At 66.6% G+C, this 21,005-nt stretch carries 15 protein-coding genes; 8 read left to right on the plus strand and 7 right to left on the minus strand.

Going from position 1 to position 21,005, the window contains the following annotated elements; translation table 11 throughout:
* Positions 1 to 13: 13 nt before the first annotated feature.
* Complete coding sequence (gene urtA, locus RO07_RS01355; RefSeq protein ID WP_418303712.1) at positions 14 to 1,210, minus strand: urea ABC transporter substrate-binding protein; 1,197 nt, start codon at positions 1,208 to 1,210, stop codon at positions 14 to 16.
* Positions 1,211 to 1,687: 477 nt separating this feature from the next.
* Here urtA and RO07_RS01360 point away from each other — a divergent pair, with 477 nt between their 5' ends.
* Positions 1,688 to 2,953, plus strand: a complete 1,266-nt coding sequence (locus RO07_RS01360; protein WP_052266924.1) for an MFS transporter — start codon at positions 1,688 to 1,690, stop codon at positions 2,951 to 2,953.
* 19 nt (positions 2,954 to 2,972) lie between these two features.
* Positions 2,973 to 4,031 (plus strand): GlxA family transcriptional regulator, encoded by a 1,059-nt coding sequence (locus RO07_RS01365; RefSeq protein WP_052266925.1) that lies wholly within the window; start codon positions 2,973 to 2,975, stop codon positions 4,029 to 4,031.
* On the opposite strand, the gene RO07_RS01370 is transcribed toward RO07_RS01365, so the two are convergent.
* A complete protein-coding gene (locus RO07_RS01370; RefSeq protein ID WP_039407409.1) occupies positions 4,028 to 7,522 on the minus strand; it encodes a PipA/GogA/GtgA family type III secretion system effector in 3,495 nt (1,164 codons plus the stop codon). The two genes, RO07_RS01365 and RO07_RS01370, sit on opposite strands and share 4 nt — an antisense overlap.
* 537 nt (positions 7,523 to 8,059) lie before the next feature.
* A complete protein-coding gene (locus RO07_RS01375) occupies positions 8,060 to 9,535 on the minus strand; it encodes an aminotransferase-like domain-containing protein (RefSeq protein ID WP_052266926.1) in 1,476 nt (491 codons plus the stop codon).
* 300 nt (positions 9,536 to 9,835) lie between these two features.
* Between RO07_RS01375 and aptA the strand changes: the two genes are divergently transcribed.
* A complete protein-coding gene (gene aptA, locus RO07_RS01380; protein WP_039407411.1) occupies positions 9,836 to 11,164 on the plus strand; it encodes an omega-aminotransferase AptA in 1,329 nt (442 codons plus the stop codon).
* Between the two features lie 137 nt (positions 11,165 to 11,301).
* Positions 11,302 to 12,828, plus strand: a complete 1,527-nt coding sequence (locus RO07_RS01385; RefSeq protein WP_174234868.1) for a CoA-acylating methylmalonate-semialdehyde dehydrogenase — start codon at positions 11,302 to 11,304, stop codon at positions 12,826 to 12,828.
* A 108-nt stretch (positions 12,829 to 12,936) separates the two neighbouring features.
* Here the strand turns inward: RO07_RS01385 and pxpA are convergent, their stop codons facing one another.
* Genes pxpA through RO07_RS01405 form a run of 4 tightly spaced genes read right to left on the minus strand, consistent with a single transcriptional unit; the run spans position 12,937 to position 15,998 of the window.
* On the minus strand, positions 12,937 to 13,677 hold the full coding sequence (pxpA, locus tag RO07_RS01390) for a 5-oxoprolinase subunit PxpA (RefSeq protein ID WP_039407414.1): 741 nt from the start codon (positions 13,675 to 13,677) through the stop codon (positions 12,937 to 12,939).
* Positions 13,678 to 13,707: 30 nt separating this feature from the next.
* The gene (locus RO07_RS01395) at positions 13,708 to 14,718 is read right to left on the minus strand and encodes a 5-oxoprolinase subunit C family protein (RefSeq protein ID WP_039407415.1); all 1,011 of its coding nucleotides are present in this window, start codon (positions 14,716 to 14,718) and stop codon (positions 13,708 to 13,710) included.
* Complete coding sequence (pxpB, locus tag RO07_RS01400) at positions 14,715 to 15,368, minus strand: 5-oxoprolinase subunit PxpB (protein ID WP_039407417.1); 654 nt, start codon at positions 15,366 to 15,368, stop codon at positions 14,715 to 14,717. Before pxpB ends, RO07_RS01395 begins: the two co-directional genes overlap by 4 nt.
* A gap of 3 nt (positions 15,369 to 15,371) precedes the next feature.
* Positions 15,372 to 15,998, minus strand: a complete 627-nt coding sequence (locus tag RO07_RS01405; protein WP_039407419.1) for a 5-formyltetrahydrofolate cyclo-ligase — start codon at positions 15,996 to 15,998, stop codon at positions 15,372 to 15,374.
* A 23-nt stretch (positions 15,999 to 16,021) separates the two neighbouring features.
* Between RO07_RS01405 and RO07_RS01410 the strand changes: the two genes are divergently transcribed.
* The 4 genes from RO07_RS01410 (at position 16,022) to RO07_RS01425 (ending at position 21,001) form a co-directional block, all read left to right on the plus strand.
* A complete protein-coding gene (locus RO07_RS01410) occupies positions 16,022 to 18,028 on the plus strand; it encodes a lytic transglycosylase domain-containing protein (protein ID WP_039407421.1) in 2,007 nt (668 codons plus the stop codon).
* Positions 18,029 to 18,079: 51 nt separating this feature from the next.
* Positions 18,080 to 19,030: a complex I NDUFA9 subunit family protein gene (locus RO07_RS01415; protein ID WP_039407423.1), complete on the plus strand. Its 951-nt coding sequence runs from the start codon at positions 18,080 to 18,082 to the stop codon at positions 19,028 to 19,030.
* A gap of 67 nt (positions 19,031 to 19,097) precedes the next feature.
* Complete coding sequence (locus RO07_RS01420) at positions 19,098 to 19,742, plus strand: glutathione S-transferase family protein (protein ID WP_039407425.1); 645 nt, start codon at positions 19,098 to 19,100, stop codon at positions 19,740 to 19,742.
* Complete coding sequence (locus tag RO07_RS01425) at positions 19,739 to 21,001, plus strand: multifunctional CCA addition/repair protein (RefSeq protein WP_039407426.1); 1,263 nt, start codon at positions 19,739 to 19,741, stop codon at positions 20,999 to 21,001. Before RO07_RS01420 ends, RO07_RS01425 begins: the two co-directional genes overlap by 4 nt.
* The last annotated feature ends 4 nt before the right edge of the window (positions 21,002 to 21,005 follow it).

A 21,005-nucleotide genomic window follows, 5' to 3' on the forward strand; every position in this document is an offset into this window, starting at 1 on the left:
GGGGAAAGGGCGGTCAGACCTTGTCGGGCTTGCCTTCATTGCCCGCAATGAACGGGCTCCACGGTTGTGCGCGCACGGTCGCCTTGGTCTTCCACACCACGTTGAACTGACCGTCGGGGCGGATTTCGCCGATCATCACCGGCTTGTGCAGGTGGTGGTTGCCGTCCATGACCATGTCGAAGCCGTCCGGCGATTTGAAGCTCTGACCGATCATGGCGGTGCGCACCTTGTCGACGTCCACGCTGCCGGCCTTTTCCACGGCCTGCTTCCACATGTGCATGCCGACGTAGGTGGCTTCCATCGGATCGTTCGTCACGCGCTTGTCGCCGCCCGGCAGGCTCTTGGCCTTGACGTAGGTGAACCACTGCTTCTTGAACGAGTCGTTGGTCGGGTTCTTGACCGACATGAAGTAGTTCCATGCGGCGAGGTGGCCCACGAGCGGTTTCGTGTCGATGCCGCGCAACTCCTCTTCGCCCACGGAGAACGCCACGACGGGCACGTCGGTGGCTTTCAGGCCCTGGTTGCCCAGTTCCTTGTAGAACGGCACGTTCGAGTCGCCGTTGATGGTCGAGACCACGGCCGTCTTGCCGCCTTGCGCGAACTGTTTGATGTTGGCGACGATGGTCTGATAGTCGCTGTGGCCGAACGGCGTGTAGACCTCCTGGATGTCCTTGTCGTCCACGCCCTTCGAATGCAGGAACGCGCGCAGGATCTTGTTGGTCGTGCGCGGATAGACGTAATCGGTGCCGAGCAGGAAGAAACGCTTGGCGCCGCCGCCTTCCTTGCCCATCAGGTATTCCACGGCGGGGATGGCTTGCTGGTTCGGCGCGGCGCCGGTGTAGAAGACGTTCTTCGACATCTCCTCGCCTTCGTACTGCACCGGGTAATAGAGCAGGCCGTTGAGTTCTTCGAAGACGGGCAGGACCGACTTGCGCGAGACGGAGGTCCAGCAGCCGAATACGGCGGCGACCTTGTCCTTGGTGAGCAACTGGCGCGCCTTCTCGGCAAAGAGCGGCCAGTTCGACGCGGGGTCGACCACCACGGCTTCGAGCGGGCGCCCCATCACGCCGCCGCGGGCGTTGATGTCGGCGATGGTCATGAGCGCCACGTCCTTGAGCGACGTCTCCGAGATGGCCATCGTGCCCGAGAGCGAATGCAGGATACCGACCTTGATGGGCTGCTTGCTCTGCGCGAACAAGTTGGGCGCCATGCCCGTTAGCGATGCGGCGCCCGAAAGGGCTGCCATCTGGAGTAGCGTGCGTCGTTTCATGGTGCGTCTTCCCCTTTTCTGGTTAGACCGGTCAATCCGGTACCGGGTAGTTGACGCAAAGGGCGTGCCAGCCCCGCAGAGGGCGCGACGCGACAGGTCTCCCCGTTCTGCGCAGAAGTCGAGGGCGGGGGCGCCGGCAGCTCAGTGGGCGAGACGCCATCGAGTGTCCAAGGCGCTTTCCTCGCTCCGGACAGCGACCGTTCCCGTGGACAGTGGCATCCGCCGTTCGGACGAGCGGCGATCGACCCGCGAAGCACGTTGGTGCGAACGCGCGCGGAGTTGGTGCGCACCGAGTTGGCGCGTTGGCGGTGGTGCACGGCGTGGCACTTTTTGATGCATGATTGGCATTCGTGCCAACGTGGCCGACGGCAAGATGAGGCCTTCCGACGAATCCCTCACTTGTTCCCAGACACTTCCATGACCGATGCCATCGCCGGGCGCGCCGCGCCCCCTTCCGAACCGGGACACGTGCGCAAGCTGGGCCGCCGTTACGCGGCAGTGCTCGCGGCCTGTCAGGCGCTCTACACCGCCGCGCTGTCCGTCGATCTCACGCTGACCGGGCTGGTCGGCTACATGCTGGCGTCCGACAAGGGGTACGCCACGCTGCCGTTCTCGCTGATCACGGTGGCGTCGGCGATCACGACGATCTTCGCGTCGATGCTGATCCAGCGCATGGGGCAGCGCTTCGGCTTCGCGCTGGGGGCGGGGTTCGGCACGCTCGGCGGTCTGGTGTCCGTGATGGCGATCTACCAGGGGCACTTCGCGATGTTCTGCGCCGGTACGGCGTGCGTCGGCGTGTTTCAGGCGTTTGCGCGTTACTACCGTCTGGCCGCGGCGGATGTCGTACCGCTCGAAGACAAGCCGCGCGCGATCTCGGTGGTGCTCACGGGCGGCGTGCTGGCCGCGGTGATCGGCCCGGCGTTGGCGGCGGGCAGCAAGGACTGGCTGGCGCCGGTGACGTTCGCGGGATCGTATCTCGTCGTTACGCTGCTCTCGGGCGTCTCGCTCGTGTTGCTCGTGGGCTTTCTGCGCGATCTGCCGGTGCATGCGGCCGGTGGTCCGGCGGGAGACGCCGGGGCGCTGCCGGCGAGGCCCCTCGGCGAGATCATGCGTCAACCGATCTACATGGCGGCGCTCGCCAACAACCTGATCGGCTTCATGGTGATGATGTTCGTGATGACGGCAACGCCAATCGCCGCCGTCGCATGCGGGCACAGCATCGACGACGGTGCGCACATCATCGAATGGCATCTGGTCGGGATGTATGCGCCGTCGTTCTTCTCGGGGCATCTGGTCAAGCGCTGGGGTGTGGTGCCGGTGTTGCTCGCAGGCATTGCGATGAGCGCGCTGTGCGGCGTGCTGGCGCTCGCGTCGACGAGCCTGCCGTATTTCTACGCGGCGCTCGCGTTCCTCGGCGTCGGCTGGAACTTCATGTTCGTGGGCGGCACGACGCTGCTCACGATGTCGTATCGTCCGGCCGAGCGTGCGCGCGCGCAGGCGGCCAACGAGTTCATCACCTTTGCCGGGACGGCGCTCGCGAGTCTCTTTGCCGGGCAACTGCTGGCGCGCTTCGGCTGGGCGACCATCAACCAGGCGACCTTCCCGCTGCTCGCGCTCGCGGCGCTCGCGACGGTGTGGTACGCCGTCGATGCGAAGCGTCGCGAAACGCCGGTGACGGCATGATCCACGCGTACACAATGCCATGACACAACCTCGTCTCGTCGCTTTCCTCATCGTGCCGCCGTTCGTGCTGCTGGATCTGGCCGGGCCGCTCGACGCGTTCCATGCCGTCAACCGCAATTTCACGGAGCAGGGGCTCGGCACGCCATATCGCACCGTGGTGGTGTCGGAGCATGGCGGGCCGGTGGAGACGGGGTCGGGCATCACGCTGCACACCGAGCCGATGCGCGCGCTCGAGGCGATGCACGTCGACACGTTGATCGCGGTGGGCGGCGCGGTGGCGCATCGCCCGGCGGTGCCGGGGCCGGTCGGCGAGTGGCTGCGCGGCTATGCACCGCGCGTGCGACGCGTGTGTTCGGTGTGCGTGGGCGCGTTCATCCTGGGCTCGGCGGGGTTGCTCGACGGCCGTCGAGCCACGACGCATTGGCTCGATACGGCGATGTTGCAGACGTGCTTTCCGAATGCACGGGTCGAGTCCGATCCGATTTATGTACGCGAGGGCCCGGTGTGGACCTCGGCGGGGATCACGGCGGGCATCGATCTCGGGCTGGCGTTGGTGGAGGACGACTGTGGCGTCGATGTGGCGTTGCAGGCGGCGCGCCGGCTCGTGGTGTTTCTGAAGCGCGCGGGCGGGCAGTCGCAGTTCAGCCCGCCGTTGCAGGAGCAGGTGGCGGCAGGCGCGCCGTTCAGCGAACTGCATGCATGGATGGCGGAGCGGCTCGATGGGGATCTGTCGGTGGCGCGCCTTGCCGAGCAGGCGAACATGAGTCCGCGCACGTTTGCGCGCAGCTACCTTGCCCGGACGGGTTCGACGCCGGCGAAGGCGGTCGAACGCATGCGTCTGGAGGCGGCGCGCTTCGCGTTGCTGGACTCCGATGCGTCGCTCAAGCGCATTGCCGCGCGCGTGGGCTTCGGCGATGAACAGAACCTGCGCCGCGCGTTCCAGCGTCAGTACGGCGTGACGCCGGCAGCGTACCGGGAGCGGTTCGGGATGACGCAGGGTTCGTCGCCGGGGGCGTCGTCGGGTTCGTCGCTGGATGCGACGGACGGCGCAACCATGCGGCACTCGGCCTTCGCTTAGATCAGGATCTCCAGATAGGCATCTTCGTCGAATGCCGCGCGTCGTGCCCGAGTGACGAACGGGAGCAGTGTCTCGGGATCGTACGACAGCGCGGAAGCCACGCGCGTTTCGGCAAGCGGCAGTTGCAGCAGCTTGTCCTCCAGATAGACCTTGAACCCCCGCTCCGTGGCCGGATCGGCGATTTCGCCGACGTGCAGATCGCTGGTCACCAGATCGATCAGCAAGCCCACATTACGTCGTTCGACCGTGAGCAGGCGCGGCCCTGACGCCGTCAGACAATATACCGGCGTGACATCGAGGTGAATCGTGGCCCGCTCGCGATCGATGCGCCAGGGGCTCCCGGCCCATCCCCTGCGCGTGCCGGCCGATGCGCTTTGGGGGGTGATTTGTATTCGCCATGGCAGCCTGGCTTCCGACCGGGACCAAAGGCTTGTCAGCGCGCGGAAAATGGCGAAATCGGCACCGAGGCGTTCGAACATGCTTCGCAGATCGTCCGTGACGCCAAGCCGACTGTCCGACGGCGAGCTTACGAAATTGGCGTGCAACCGATCCGGAAAATCGAACATACCGAGTGCGTCGACGAATCGCGTGAGATCCTGGACGGTGTGCCGGTTGGCGACGGGTTCGCCGTCCACGTGAGTCTGCGCCGTGATGCCGAACTCCTTGCGCATATATCGATCGATCAGCATGTCTTCATCGTGCATCCAGCGCGTTGCCTCGAGACGGTGTTGCAGGAGAATCTCGGGTCGGAGGGCGCCGTTGGAATCGAATGCGCGATACGCGACACGCTCTTCCCAGGTTCTACCGGCTTGATGGCCGATTCGATCGGTAAGGTAGACGATCGGACCGCGTTGCCCGGCGGCGGTGGCGTCGCCGAGCGACGTCAAGCCGTGCAGAAGTTCGTGCAGTGCCGCCTGCTCGGTCGTGAAGCGTCGCTTTCCCGTCGGCGACTCGTATTGGTAGCGCGATGTCAGTTGCGACTCCGGCGGCAATATCAGGGCGTCCATGCCCGGCGCAAAGCGGGGCGACTCGCCGTCGACGATGTGCACATCCCAAGGCCCCAGGCCGGCATCCAGCGCGCGCTCGACGAGCGCTTGCAGAATTCGGGAACGACTGCAGAGGTCATCGAGCGAGTCGATGATGGCGGCGCCCTCGGCGGACTTCGGGTTCAGCAGCGATCGCACGGAGATGACCTCGCCTTCATTCATGGGCATTGCACAGTACAACGCACGCCCCACACCGTGAATGACGTTCGTCAACGAGCCACGGCGCCTGTCGGGCAGAAATCGCATCATTCCGATGACGGTTTCGCGTTGTCGCAACAATTCGTCGCGCGCTGCCGTCATGCCGGACGACGGCAGGAAATCGTCGTCGGCGCCCAACCGAGGCAAGCTTGCAACGCTGCGGCGCCGCGCCAACTCGAATTGATCGGCAGTCAATGGCTCCATGGAGGGCGAGCTGGCAACGCGACGAGGCAGTGGCATCTCCCGATATGACCTCGGCACCACGGTGACGTCGGAAATGGCATCGTAGGGATCGAGTTGAATGTGCTCGTGTCGCAGAGAATCGAGCGCTTGCATTTCGAAAGCCTCGAATTCCGGCCCGATTCGCGAAAGCGTGGCCGAGGCTGCCCGCTCGAAAGGCGGCATGCGCATTTGCTCGACCGCGACCCGTAACGAATTCTGGAGCGAGCGCTCGGCCACGCCACCCAACCAAACGAACAGGGCGTCCACGCCGAAACGGATGGCGCCATTGAGCGCTCTCGTACTGTTGCCCGTGCGCAAACCTTCCTCGATCTCGTAGGCGGGCATGATGAAGGGCGCCATATCGAGCACCGCCCGAACGTCGCCTCGGGATGCGGCGTCGACGACATGGGAAATCGGCCGGCTGATGATCAGCTCTTCAAGAAGATCGTGTGTGATGGCCAGCTTTTCATCGGTGTTCAGTGACTGAGGGTGGCTTGCCGCGGATAATCGCGCCCATTCGTCACGCAGTGCACCGGCCAACTCGCGAAGCTTGTCGTCATCGGGCGACGAGTGAGACAGGCGCATCAATTCTTCGGCTTTGACGAGAGCCATGGCGGCAGGGTCGCCGGTGGCGACGCGGGGTGACGCCTGCGAGGGCCGGCGGCGTTTGGTAACCATACCGATGAACCGTGTTCGTACGGTCCGGCTACCGAGCGACAGGAATGCAGACTGCCGGGTGCTCGCCGGCAAGTTGTCGGCATCCTGCGCTGTGCCGGTTGCCTCGTGCGACGGCGGCGGGGGCCATGGCGCGTAGGCCATGAGACGTCGGGCGAACGCGACAACGTCAGGCGCGCCATGCGATCGCACCGCGCGGCCTGGCGACAGCGGCGCGTTTGCGGCTCGACTGCTTTGCTCGAGATGAGCGGCCGCAACGTGCATCGGATCGATCGGATAGCGCGGCTTGGCCAGCCAGGCTCGGCGAAGCGCCACAAACGCCTGCAACACCTGCGCCGGTGTCTCCATTGGAACGGGCGGCAGGTCATGATAGGCCCCGAGCCTGAGTACGGTGGTCGCCGCCGACTGCAGGGGTGTGCCGAATCGAAACTCGCTGCTCTCCGCCAACTCGCGAAGATAGGTACGCAACGCGACGTTGATGTCGAGCGCGGAGGTGGTGACGTTCGGCGCTATCTTGCCGCTGGCCGGTGCGACGAGCGGTCTGCCGCGACATGCCGTGCCGCTGTCGCCAATGAGCATCGCAGGCGTGGGGAAATTGTCGGTACGCGCCCGCAACGCGGTGGCGAGGGTGTCGATGGACATACCGGCCGTGCCGCGCAAGGCCATACCGTCGAACCAGATGCCATGGGAGCCGTTCACTGGCGGCCGGGTCGGTATCAGGTGGGCGGCGAGTTGCAAATGGGCAAGTTCATCGCCCAGCAGGCGTTCGTAGCAGGCCGAGATGTGGCGGAAATTCGCATTGCCGTCGACGTCGTGCCAATGTGGCGTGCTGAGCCGATGGATGGCGGCGGCCTCGTCGAACGAGTCGTCGGAAAGCTGGCCGCGCCAAGTGTAATCGGGGCGGACGGCAGCATCGAGGGAGCGGCCATGCCGATATTGCACGATGCGCAGGATATCGAGCGGGGACGCCTTTTGCGCCGCGAGGCGGGTCACGTTGACGGGCAGGTTGGCGCCCTCGAGACCGAACTTCGAAAGCACGTCGTGCAGCGAGGGTGGTTGCAGCAAAGCGAGGCGCGCCAACGTCTCGGCGATGGCGCAGGTGTCGGCCGGGGATGTGAACCAGTCGGCGTCGTTCAGCGTCATGCGTTGCACGAACCGGCATATGGCGGTGCCGCGCTCGAGCACGTGGGACGCGACGAGCCTGCGCATCAGGCGAAGTTGTGCCAATTCACTGGCGACACTGGCGTTCGACATTGCGGCGAAGGTCGCGGCCATTTCGCCGATCGAGGGGGCTCGCGAGGCGGGATCGAGCGGGGCGGACGGCCACATGAGGTGCAACGAGCGAAGCATGGTGGCTCGCGTGGCGACGTCATGTTCGCTCCAAGGTGGGGCCGGTTGACTGCACGCCGCGGGCCGGGCGCAGGCAAGGGCCGGGACGGCCGGGGTGTCCGCCGCGCTACGCGTCAGGGTGACCTGAATGCCCAGGAAGGCCAATAGAAACAGCGCGCGCTTGTCGACTTCGGACGATGCCTTGCCGGCACGGCGCGTCGACGTGCCGGTCGGGTGGGGCGAGTGGAGCGAGTGGGGTGGGTGCACGCAAGTTGCTGGCACAGACGTGTCGCGCAGACCGTTGCGTAGGCGGGCGACGTCGCGGGCTATCGTGGCTCGCCGGCGTTGCGTGTCGCGTGCCGGCTCGGCAGACGGCCTGAACGTGGCAGTCGGCCGCCAAGTCACGCGAGGGTGGTGATAAGGCACGCGGGTCCTCCCGGTTGGCGTACCGATACACACGCACCTGCGAATGACGGTGCCGGTACGCGTGACGAAGGAGGAGAAGCGTACTGCTGCGATGCCGGCGCTGCGAACCCGTTCGACGTGAATTAGGACAATTCACTGGGATCGAGAGGAACAACCGGCCGTTGTCATCGGCTTTTCGGTCGCTGCGCGATCCAGAAAACGGAACAGACGCGCGTCGTCCGAATACGCGACGTTGAAGCGGAACCAGTGGCAAGGATCGTTGTGCGGCAGGAAGAACTCGCCCGGCGCGAGCATGATGCTCTCGAGCAGCGCGGCTTCGGCCAGTTCGCGCGCCGGGAGCGCCGTCTCCGGCAAGCTGCCGCACACGAACATGCCGCCCTCGGGCTGCGCCAGCAACGTTACCCCATGCGACTGCAATTGCGTGATGAGGCGTGCGCGCGAGCGCGTCAGCCGGTCCGACAGGCGCTCGATGTGCTTGCGGTGGCGCCCCTCGGTCAGGATCGCATGCACGATGCGCTCGTTGATTTCGGACGACGTCAGCCCCGCCACCATCTTGCTGCGCGCAATCTCGTGCGCCAGCTCGCGCGAACACGCCAGGTAGCCCACGCGCACCGACGGCGAAATCGTCTTCGAGAAACTCGATACGTAGATCACGCGTGACAGCCCGTCCATCGCGGCGAGCGACGGCGTACCCGCCGGCGCCAGCTCGCGGTAGATGTCGTCCTCGACGATCCAGAAGCCATGCTGCTCGGCACATTGCAGGACACGATGCGCGAGCGCCGGCGTGAGCGACGTCCCCAACGGATTCTGCAACGCCGGATTGACGAAGAGCGCTCGCGGACGGTGCGTCTGCGCCGCCTGTTCCAGCGCGGCGAGATCCAGACCCGCCTCGGTGCGGGCGATGCCCACGACGTTCAGTCCCGCCAGCCGCAACACCGCCAGCAGATTGCAGTACGCCGGCGCCTCGACCAGCACGGTGTCGCCCGGCTTGAGCAGCGTACGCACGACGAGATCGAGCGCCTGCGTCGCGCCGTGCGTGAGCACGATCTGTTCGGGCGGTGCGTCGATGGACAGCTCGCCGAGCCGGCGCGTGAGCCACTGCCGCAGCAGGCCATAGCCGTGCGGATGACCGTAATGCGCGAAGTGGGCGCCCGGCCCCTTCGACAGCGAACGCAGCGCACCGTGCAACCCGTCTTCGTCGAGCCAGCTGTCCGGCAGCCAGCCGCAACCGCTCTTCACCGCGATGGAGTCGTCCGCGAAGATTTCCGAGAGCAGCCATGCATTCGTCACTTCGCTCGCCGACGCACCCGTCGCCAGCGAGCCGCCCCGGCCCGGTGCCCCCGTCTCGTGCGCGTCGGCCGCGCCGGCGACGAAGAAGCCAGCCCCGCGGCGCGCCACCAGCGTGCCGCGCGCGACGAGCCGGTCGTACGCTTCCACCACGGTGAATGTGCTGATGCCGTGCGCCTTCGCCAGGGAGCGGATCGACGGCATGCGCATGCCCGCGTGCAACGTCTGGCGCTGCAGTGCACGTTCGACCTCGCGCACGATCTGGTCGACCAGCGCTTCCGGCTGGGCGCGGTTCAGGGAAAAGGCGAGCGGCTGGACCATGACAGTGAGACCCGAAGCGGACAGCGAAAGAAACCCAAAAGGAGGGATCGCCCGGCACGCGGCAGGAAGGCGGACAGCCCCGCCTGCCAGTCGGGCACGCCACGGGCAATGGTGCACCGCGGCGTACACGTCCAATGCGCTGTTGCCAATACAGTCGAGGCGATTGACCGATACAGAATATACATTTTCCGAATGACTGTACATGTCTGTACCGGTTCGGCTCTCGTAGGATCGCTCCATCCACCCATGGGCGCGAGCCGTGGGAATCCTGATCGAGCCAAGACCTGGGGAGACCCCGCGATGAACATGAAAGACCTGAATCTCGACATGACGGCGTTCTGGATGCCGTTCACCAACAACCGCCAGTTCAAAAGCTCGCCGCGCCTGCTGGTCAAGGCCGAGGGCATGTACTACACGTCGTCGGACAATCGCCGCATCCTCGACGGCACGGCCGGCCTCTGGTGCGTGAACGCCGGTCACTGCCGCACCGAGATCGTGGAAGCGATCCGCCAGCAGGCCGGTGAGATGGACTTCGCACCGACGTTCCAGATGGGGCACCCGAAGGCGTTCGAAGCCGCGAGCAAGATCGCCGCGATCACGCCGCAGGGCCTCGATCGCGTCTTCTTCACGAACTCGGGTTCGGAGTCGGTCGACACGGCGCTCAAGATCGCGTTGGCTTACCATCGCGCCCGCGGCGAAGGGCAGCGCACGCGCCTCATCGGCCGCGAGCGCGGCTATCACGGTGTGGGCTTCGGCGGCATCTCGGTCGGCGGCATCTCGCCGAACCGCAAGGCGTATTCGGGTCAGTTGCTGCCGGCCGTCGATCACCTGCCGCACACCCTCAACATCAAGGAAGCCGCCTTCACGAAGGGCCAGCCGACGTGGGGCGCTCATCTGGCTGACGAGCTCGAGCGCATCGTCGCGCTGCATGACGCATCGACCATCGCGGCCGTGATCGTCGAGCCGCTCGCCGGCTCCACGGGCGTGCTGGTGCCGCCCCAAGGCTATCTGCAGAAGCTGCGCGAAATCTGCGACAGGCATGGCATCCTGCTGATCTTCGACGAAGTGATTACCGGCCTGGGCCGTCTGGGCAAGCCGTTCGCCGCGCAGTATTTCGGCGTGACGCCGGACATCATGACGATGGCCAAGGGCGTGAACAACGCGGCCGTGCCGATGGGCGCCGTCACCGTGAAGACAAGCGTGCACGACACCATCGTCGACGCGGGCAACGCGGGCGCCATCGAGTTCTTCCACGGCTACACGTACTCCGGTCATCCGCTGGCGGCGGCTGCTGCCTGCGCGGCCCTCGATCTGTACAGGAACGAAGGCCTGTTCGAGCGTGCCGCGACCCTTGCGCCGCACTTCGAGAAGGCCATTCACGGTCTGCGCGATCTGCCGAACGTCATCGACATTCGCAACCTCGGCATGGTCGGCGGTATCGAACTGGCCACGCGCGACGGCAAGCCGGGCGCGCGTGCGCACGAGATCTTCGTCAAATGCTTCGAGAAGGGTGCGTTGATCCGTTACACGGGCGACATCCTCGCGTTTTCGCCGCCGCTCATCGTGAGCGAAGCCCAGATCGACGAATTGTTCGGCATCGTCGGCGAAGCCATCCGCGAGACGGCTTAAGGGGCGGCATGCGCGACGGCACAGGGCCGTCGACTTTCTCAATCATCACCATCACATGACGGCGAGGTCGGGGCCTGTCCCCGTATCGCCGTCGGACAGCAGCGTCTGTCCTCGACATCGTCTTTACGGAAATCGACATGAATCAACGAGTGAGCACCGAGCGTATCGAGCACTGGATTGGCGGCGCGAGCGTCGCCTCGGGCGAAGCGGAACTGCGTTTCGGCGAAGTGACGAACCCCGCCACCGGCGAAGTGATCCGCCAGGTCGCGCTGGGCGGCGCGGCCGACGTTGCAAAGGCCGTGGCCGCCGCGCGCGCGGCGCTGCCGGCATGGCGCGCCACGCCGCCGATGAAGCGTGCCCGCGTCATGATGAAGTACCGCGAACTGCTCGAAGCGAATCGCGAAGCCCTCGTGCAACTGATCACGCAGGAGCACGGCAAGACGATGGACGACGCACGCGGCGAAGTCACGCGCGGCATCGAGGTGGTCGAGTTCGCCATCGGCATTCCGCATCTGCTCAAGGGCGAGATCGCGCCGCAGGTCGGCACGGGCGTCGATACGTACTCGCTTCATCAACCGGTCGGCGTGTGCGCCGGCATCACGCCGTTCAACTTCCCGTCCATGGTGCCGCTGTGGATGTTCCCGATGGCGGTCGCCTGCGGCAACACGTTCGTCCTCAAGCCGTCGGAGAAGGTGCCGTCGGCGGCGCTGCTGCTCGCACGTCTGGCCAAGGACGCCGGCCTGCCCGATGGCGTGCTCAACGTCGTGAACGGCGACAAGGCCGCCGTGGACGCGCTGCTCACCCATCCCGACGTGAACGCGGTCTCCTTCGTGGGCTCGACGCCCATCGCGCAGTACATCTACAGCACGGCGTCGGCGCACGGCAAGCGCGTGCAGGCGCTTGGCGGCGCGAAGAACCACGGCGTGGTCATGCCCGACGCCGACCTCGACTTCACCGTGGACGCGCTGATCGGTGCGGCCTACGGCTCCGCCGGCGAGCGTTGCATGGCGATCTCGGTGGCCGTGGCGGTGGGCGATGTGGCCGATCGACTGGTGGGCCGACTGGCCGAGGCTGCGAAGGCGCTGCCGGTCGGCGACGGCACCGATCCCGTCGCGCAGATGGGGCCGCTGATCACGCGCGCGCATTGCGACAAGGTGCGCGGTTTCGTCGACGCCGGTGTCGACGAAGGCGCCAGGCTCGTGGTCGACGGCCGCGACCTGAAGGTGGCGCAGCGCGAGGAGGGATTCTTCATCGGCCCGTGCCTGTTCGATAACGTGACGCCGGAGATGTCCATCTATCGCAATGAAATCTTCGGGCCGGTGCTTTCGGTCGTGCGCGTGAACACGCTCGAGGAGGCGATTGCGCTGATCAATCGCAATCCGTACGCCAACGGTACGGCGGTCTTCACGACGTCGGGCGGCGCGGCACGTCGTTTCGAAGACGAAATCGAAGTGGGCATGGTCGGTGTGAACGTACCGATCCCAGTGCCGGTGTCGTACTTCTCGTTCGGCGGCTGGCGCAATTCGCTGTTCGGCGATCAGCACATCTACGGGCCGGAGTCGGTGCGTTTCTACACCCGTTCGAAGGTGGTCACGCGTCGTTGGTCGGAGGGGCGTCCGGCGAACGCAACGTCGTCGCTCGTCATGCCGACGCTCGGCCAGTAAGTGCCGCGCAGGCGGCCGTATCGGCTGCCGTCCCAAAGCAAACGCCGTCCGGAGTGATCCCTCGGACGGCGTTTTTCAACGTCTGCTGCGTGTGCAGCGCCGCAACGATCAACGCACCGGCGCGATCTCGATGCCCTCGCCGATCAGGAAGCCGCGAATGCGCCGCGCGAATTCCAGCGCGTGCTCGCCGTCCCCATGCAGGCAGACCGTCTGCGCCTGAATCGGCACCAGCGAACCGTCGATGGCGCGCACGCGCTGCTCGCGCACCATCATGAGCGTTTGCGCCAGTGCGTCTTCTTCCCGCTCGATCAGGGCGCCGGGAGTGCCGCGTTTGACGAGCGAGCCATCCGGGTTGTAGCCGCGATCGGCGAAGACCTCCTCGACGGCATGCATGCCTGCCGCGCGGGCGGCCTTGACGAGTTCGCCGCCCGCCAGTCCGAAGATCGCGAGATCGGTGTCGAAGGCGCGTATCGCTTCGACCAGCGTCTCGGCGAGCGCCGGGTCGCGCGCGGCCTGGTTGTAGAGCGCGCCGTGCGGCTTGACGTGCGAGAGCCAGCCGCCTTGCGCGCGCACCATCGCGGCGAGCGCGCCGATCTGGTACAGCATGCCCGCGCGAATCTCGTCGAGCGGGAGCGTCATCTCCGTTCGACCGAAATTCTCGCGGTCGGGGAAGCTCGGGTGCGCGCCGACGGCCACGTCGTTCTCCAGCGCCCAGCGCACGACTTGTTGCATCGTGCCGGCGTCGCCGGCGTGCCAGCCACATGCAACGTTGGCGGAGCTGACCAGGGCGAGCAAGGCCTCGTCGAAGTTGCAGCCTTCGCCGAGGTCGACGTTCAGATCGATCTTCATGTTCCGTATTTCTCCTGCGGGGGGCTCACGTCAGCGTTTGCGCGAGAGGGCGGGCATGCGCGGCGCCTTCAGAATGCCGCGATCGTGCCATGCGAGCGCGCGCTCGATCTGCGCAAGATAACGCAACTGCTCGCGCCACGCTTCGCGGGCTTCGGTCACCGTGCATTCCGAGAAGTACAGCGTGCTGCCCAGACGCGCCTGGCCGAGACGCCACAGATCCGCGCTGATCACCGTGCCGATCTTCGGATAGCCGCCGGTGGTCTGGGCGTCGGCCAGCAGAATGATCGGCTGACCCGACGGCGGTACCTGAATCACGCCCGGCAGCACGCCGTGCGAGAGCAGATCGTTCATGCGGTTCTTCTTGCGGGCGAGCGGCTCCGGGCCCGCCAACCGGTAGCCCATGCGATTGCTGTTGGGCGTCACCTGCCACGGATTTTCCCAAAACTGCTTGTGGGTGGCGGCGGTGAAGTCGTCGTATTCGGGGCCGGGCAGCACGCGCACGCGATGCGCCAGCGGGTCCGACAACCACAGCGGTGGACGCACGCCCAGGGCCGCGGCTTTGCGCGCTTCGGCACTGGCATGACCGATGGCGATGCGGTCACCGTCGCGCAATGCGCGCCCTCCGAAGCCACCGAACCCCGCCGCGAGGTCGGTGCTGCGCGAGCCGAGCGTCTCGGGCACGTCGATGCCGCCGGCGACCGCCAGGTAGGTGCGCATGCCGAAGCGCGAGGGACGCAGCGTCAACGTCTGGCCGCGCGCGACGGGGAAGCGCCACCACGACCACACGGGCGTGCCGTCGAGCTCGGCATGGCAGTCGGCGCCCGTCAGCGCCACCAGCGTGGACGACGTGAAGCGCAGCGTGCACGCCCCCATCGTGATTTCCAGGGTGGCGGCGTTCAGTTCGTTGCCGGCCAGGCGGTTCGCCACGGCGCAGGCGAGCGGATCGACCGCGCCGCCGCTTGCGACGCCGAATTCACGCTGTCCGGTTCGGCCCAGATCCTGCACCGTTGTGAGGAGGCCAGCACGCAGGATGTCGATCACAGGTCGAGGCTCGCGATGGTGAAGCGCACACGATCGCCCGGCGCCAGCAGGGCGGGCGGGCTCGCGGCGGGGTCGAACAGAGGACGCGTGGTATGGCCGATGATTTGCCAGCCACCCGGCGACGAGAGCGGATAGACGCCGGTCTGGTTGCCGCCGATGCCCACCGAGCCGGCCGGCACCGAAAGGCGCGGTTCCGCGCGGCGCGGCGTGGCGATCGAATCGTCGAGGCCGCCCAGGTAGGCGAAGCCCGGCTGAAAGCCCACGAAATAGACGATGTACTCCGGCGACGTGTGGCGCTGCACGACCGTCTTCGGTTGCAGGCGTGCGTGTCGTGCGACGTCGGCAAGATCGGGGCCGTGTTTGCCGCCGTAATGCACGGGGATTTCGATGTCGCGTCCGATCTCGCCGCCCACGGGCGGCGTCTGCCAGGCTTCGCGCAGCCGCTCGTCGAGCGCTTCGATATCGGTGGCGAGCGGATCGAACAGCAGCGTGAGGTTGTTCATGCCGGGCACCACTTCGCGCACGTCGGGCCAGTCGCGAGCGAGCGCGGCCACGTGCCACACGCGCCGCTGCGTGGCGAGCGTAGGCGTGGCGCCCGCTTCGCACACGAGCGCGCTGTCGCCCAGCGGCAGGATTTTGAGCGTTGTCATGGATTAGCGATCGTTGCCGCGCGCTCGCGCGAAGGTGGCCGATTCGGTCACGATGGCGTCGAGCGCCAGATCGTGGGCTTCGGCCTCGAGATGGTCGATTTCGAGCGCATCGTAGGCGATGCCGAGTGTTTGCGGCGCGGGGGTCATCGAATGGAGGGTGCGGTCGTAGAAGCCGCCACCGTAGCCGAGCCGCAGGCCGTTGCGCGTGAAGCCCACGCATGGTACGAGCAGCAGGTCGGGCACGAGCACCTCGGTGTCGTGCGGCACGGGAATGCGGTAGCGTCCTTCCGTCATGGGGGTGTCGGGCGTCCAGCGATGGAAGACGAGCGGGGTCGCGGGCGCGGTGACGACGGGCAGGGCGGCGAGATGCAGCCCCCCGGCCGGCGCGCTCGCCAGCCAGGCCGAGACGGCCTCGCGCGCGTCGAATTCGCCCTGGATCGGCCAGTAAAAACCCACGCATCGCGGCGCGCGGCGGGCCAGTTCGTCAGTGAGCCTGGCGGCGAGCGCGGCGTCGCGCGCCTCGCGTCCGTCAAGGTGGTTGCGCGCCGCCAGCAAAGCCCGGCGCAATTGGGCTTTGCCGGACGTCTGGGCCGCCGTTTGGGCGGGGTCCCGTGCTATGCTTGAACTCACTTTTTACCCGACGCTCCTCGAAGATGTCCGAACGTTTGACCCGAGTATATCGCGCCGCCGCGCTTGCCCTGAGCGCTGCGGCGCTCGTCGCATGCAGTACGACCCAGGCGACCGGTCGTCCCAAGGCGCCGGCGGCGGCCACCCGACCCGCACCCTCGGCCGACGTGCTCTCGCAACGCTCGCCCGACGACATCTTCGTGCAGTTGCGTGAAGCGGCGCGCACCAACGACGCCGCGCGCGCCACGGCGCTCGCCGCCATGCTCACCGACTACGACGTGCCGTCGTACGTCCAGTACTTCCAGATCAAGCCGCGCATGTTCGACCGCTCGGGCAAGGCGCTGCTCGACACGCCGGACGACGAAATCCGCGCCTTCCTGCGCACCTACGAAGGTCAGGCGATTGCCGACCGCATGCGCAACGACTGGCTGCTGGTGCTCGGCAAGCGCCATGACTGGCAGACATTCGACGCCGAATATCCGAAGTTCGTGCTCGACGACGACACGCAGGTCAAGTGCTACGCGCTCATGTCGCGGGCCGCGCGCGGCGAGAACGTCACGCAGGCGGCCACCGATCTGCTGACCACGCCGAAGCATTACGGCGAGGGTTGCGTCGACATGATCAATACGCTGGCCGCCAACGGCCAGTTGCCGCGCAAGGAGGTCTGGCATCAGATCCGCCTGGCCTACGAGGAAAACTACACCTCGCTCGGCAAGCAGATCGCCGATGCGCTCGGCAGCGTGCGCCCCGACGACAGCCTGCTCGATATGGCGGCCTCGCGCCCGGCGCAGCTTCTCTCGCGTGGCGTGGACGGCTCGGAGGTGTCGCGCCAACTCGCGCTGCTCGCGACCGTGCGCATGGCGCGCAGCGACGCAATGCTCGCGGCGAGCAACTTCTCGAGCATTGCGGGCAACCTGTCGCAGGACGAGCGCGCCATCGGCTGGGGCGCCATCGGCATGCGGGGCGCGCTCGCGCAGACCCCGATGGCCATCAACTGGTACCGCCAGGCGGGCAACGCCAAGCTCTCGAACACCGCGCAGGAATGGAAGATCCGCGCCGCGCTGCGTGCCGGCGACTGGAATCTCGTGCGCACGGGCATCGAGGCGATGCCGCAGTCGCTGCGCGACGACGGCGTGTGGACCTATTGGTACGGCCGCGCGCTGCGCGAAGCCGGACAGGGCGACGCCGCCCGCGCGCAATTCCAGAAGATCGCCTCGCAGCCGAATTTCTACGGTCAGCTGGCCAACGAAGAGCTGGGCAACAAGACGGCGCTGCCGCCGCGCACGACCGTCACCAGGGCAGAGATCGATGCCAACAGCGTGAATCCCGGTTTCCGTCGCGCCGCGAAGTTCTACGACCTGGGGCTGCGCTTCGAAGGCAACCGCGAGTGGAACTGGGAACTGCGCAACATGACGGATCGTCAGTTGCTCGCCGCCGCCCAATACGCCAACAGGATCGAACTGTTCGATCGCGCCGTGAACACGGCGGATCGCACCAAGGTCGAGCACGACTTCACGCTGCGCTACCTGATGCCGTTCCGCGACAAGGTCGAGCCGCGCGCGGCGGCTGTCGATCTGGATGAAGCCTGGGCGTATGGCTTGATCCGTCAGGAGTCGCGCTTCATCATCAACGCGCGCTCGTCGGCGGGCGCCGGCGGCCTGATGCAGATCATGCCGGCGACCGCGAAGATGGTCGCCAAGCAGATCGGCATGGATTACCAGCCGGCCATGATGCACGACATCGACACCAATATCCGTCTGGGCACACGCTATCTGGCGGACATCTACAACAAGTTCGACGGCTCGGCCGTGCTGGCGTCGGCGGGTTACAACGCCGGGCCGGGACGTCCGCGCACGTGGCGCTCCACGCTGGACCGTCCGGTCGAAGGCGCCATCTTCGCGGAGACGATCCCGTTCAACGAGACGCGCCAATATGTCGAGAACGTGCTGTCGAACACCGCGTACTACGCGACCCTGATCACGGGCCGCCCGCAATCGCTCAAGGAGCGGCTCGGCATCATTCTGCCCCAGTGACGGGCAGGGCTTGCGAGCCGCGAACCCACAGTCCTGATGCGGAGGTGACGCATGCGCTATAACGTCTGTGTCGTGGGTGGCACCGGTTTCATCGGCAGCCATCTGACAGCCCGGCTGGTGACGATGGGACACGTCGTTCGCGTGCCGACGCGGCGTGCCGAGGCGGCCAAGGCACTCGCCGTGCTGCCGGGCGTGGAACTCGTCGAATGCGATGTCCACGACCCGCGTGCACTCGAGCGTGCGATCGCCGGTTGCGACGCCGTCATCAATCTCGTCGGCGTGCTGCACAGCGACCGGGGCGCGCCTTACGGCCATGCGTTCGCGAACGCGCATGTGGAACTGCCGCGCAAGATTGCGCAGGCATGCAGCAACCGCGGCATCGACCGGATCCTGCACATGAGCGCGCTCGGCGCCGATTCGAACGGCCCGAGCATGTACCAGCGCTCGAAGGGCGACGGCGAGGTGGCGATTCGCGAGACGGGCATTCCCGCAACGATCTTCCGTCCCTCGGTGGTGTTCGGCCCGGGCGACAAATTCCTGAATACGTTTGCGAAGCTCCAGCGGCGTCTGCCCATCGTCCCGCTCGCCTGCGCCAAGGCGCGCTTCCAGCCGGTTTACGTCATCGACGTGGCGCAGGCGTTCGCGGGGGCGCTCGACAACGACGCCACGTTCGGCAAGACGTACGAACTGGGCGGGCCGGCGGTGTACACGCTCGAGGCGCTGGTGCGCTTTGCCGGCGCCGTGTGCGGATGCGAACGGCCGATCGTGCCGCTGCCCGACGGCGCGGCGCGCCTGCAGGCCATGATCTTCGAGAAGTTGCCGGGCGAGCCGATCGTCACGCGCGACAACCTCGACTCCATGCGCGTGGACAACGTGATGACCGGCCCGCTCGCCCCCGAGCTCGGCTTGACGCCGAATGGACTGGAGATCGCCGTCGACTATCTCGATGGCGATAGCTGGGAGCGCCGGCTGGCGGCTTACCGCCGTGTCGCGGGGCGCTGAGCACGCCAGTGTATTTCAATCGAGCGCGCCCGCCCGCACACACGAAGCGCGCGCAAGGAAGATCCTCATGCAACTGATCGTCGCCAACAAGAAATACTCGTCCTGGTCGATGCGCCCGTGGGTGCTGCTCAGGCACTTCGGCATCGCGTTCGAAGAGCGCAACGTGTGGCTCGCGCAGCCCGATACGCGCGAGCAGATTCTGCGCTATTCGCCCAACGGCAAGGTGCCGTGCCTGATCGACAACGGCATCACGGTGTGGGACTCGCTCGCGATCTGCGAGTATCTCGCCGAGAGCTATCCGCATCTGCCGCTGTGGCCGCAATCGCGCGAGGCGCGCGCGCATGCGCGCAGTATCTGTGCGGAGATGCACAGCGGCTTCACGGCGCTACGCACGAACATGTGGATGAATGTCGGCGCCCATTGGCCGGGCGCGGGCGCCAGCCCCGAAGTGCTCGCCGACATTCGCCGCATCGAGGCGATCTGGGAAGCGTGTCTCGCGCGCTACCAAGGGCCTTTTCTGTTCGGTGATTTCACGATTGCCGACGCTTTTTACGCGCCCGTGGTGATGCGCTTCGCAACCTTCGAGCCGGCCCTTTCCGAGCGCGCGCAGGCTTACGCCGACCGCATTCGCGAGGTGCCTGCCGTGCAGGCCTGGGTGGCGGCGGGGCGGGGCGAGACCCAGAGCATCGCTTACTACGAAGTGCGCCCATGAAGATTTACGCGGTCGGCGGCGCGATTCGCGACGCCATGCTGGGTCTGCCGGTCAAGGATCGCGACTACGTCGTCGTAGGCGCGACGCCCGAAGAGATGGTGCGACGCGGTTACAAACCGGTCGGGCGGGACTTCCCGGTGTTTCTCCATCCCACGACGCGCGCCGAGTACGCGCTCGCCCGTACCGAGCGCAAGACCGCGCGCGGCTATCACGGCTTCTCGTTCTACTTCGCGCCCGAAGTCACGCTGGAAGAGGATCTCGTGCGGCGCGACTTCACGATCAACGCGATGGCGCGTGAAGTGCTCCCCGACGACAGCCTCTCCGACGAACTGATCGACCCCTACGGCGGCAAGCGCGATCTGGAGGCGAGGCTGTTCCGGCACGTCGGCCCGGCGTTCGCGGAGGATCCTGTGCGGATCCTGCGTTGCGCACGCTTTGCCGCGCGTTTCACCGAGTTCTCCGTCGCGCCGGAAACGCTTTCGCTCATGCGGGAGATGACGGCCAACGGCGAGGTCGATGCGCTGGTGGCCGAGCGCGTCTGGCAGGAGATCTCGCGGGGGCTGATGGCGCATCGTCCGTCGCGCATGTTCGACGTCTTGCGCGAGGCCGGCGCGCTCGTGCGCGTGCTGCCGGAGATCGATCGCCTGTGGGGCGTGCCGCAGCGTGCCGACTACCATCCCGAAGTGGATACCGGTGTGCACGTGATGATGGTGCTCGACTACGCCGCGGCACAGGGTTTTTCGTTGCCGGTGCGCTTCGCCGCGCTTACGCATGACCTCGGCAAGGGGACGACGCCGGAGGACGTCTTGCCGCGTCACATCGGCCATGAAGGTCGCAGCGTCGGGCTGCTCGGGCCGCTGTGTGCGCGTTTGCGCGTGCCGGTCGAATGCCGCGAGTTGGCGCAGGTCGTCGCGCGCGAGCATGGCAACATCCATGCGAGTGGGAAGTTCGGGGCGCAGGCGCTGGTGCGTCTGCTGGAGCGGTGCGATGCGCTGCGCAAGCCCGAGCGGTTCGTGGAAGTCCTGCAGGCTTGCGAGGCGGATGCCCGTGGGCGTGGCGGCGACTTCGCCGTGGCGCCTTATGCGCAGCGGGACCGGCTGATGGCGGCGCTCGACGCGGCGCGCAGCATCGATGCGGGCGCGGTGGCGCGTCTGTACGCCGACAATCCCACGAAGATTCGCGAGGCCGTCCAGGCCGCAAGAATCGAAGCCGTCGAAGCGGCCGGTCTCGGCGGGACGCAGAGCGGAGCGCCGACATGACGCT

Source organism: Pandoraea pulmonicola (genome assembly GCF_000815105.2).
Taxonomy (GTDB): domain Bacteria; phylum Pseudomonadota; class Gammaproteobacteria; order Burkholderiales; family Burkholderiaceae; genus Pandoraea; species Pandoraea pulmonicola.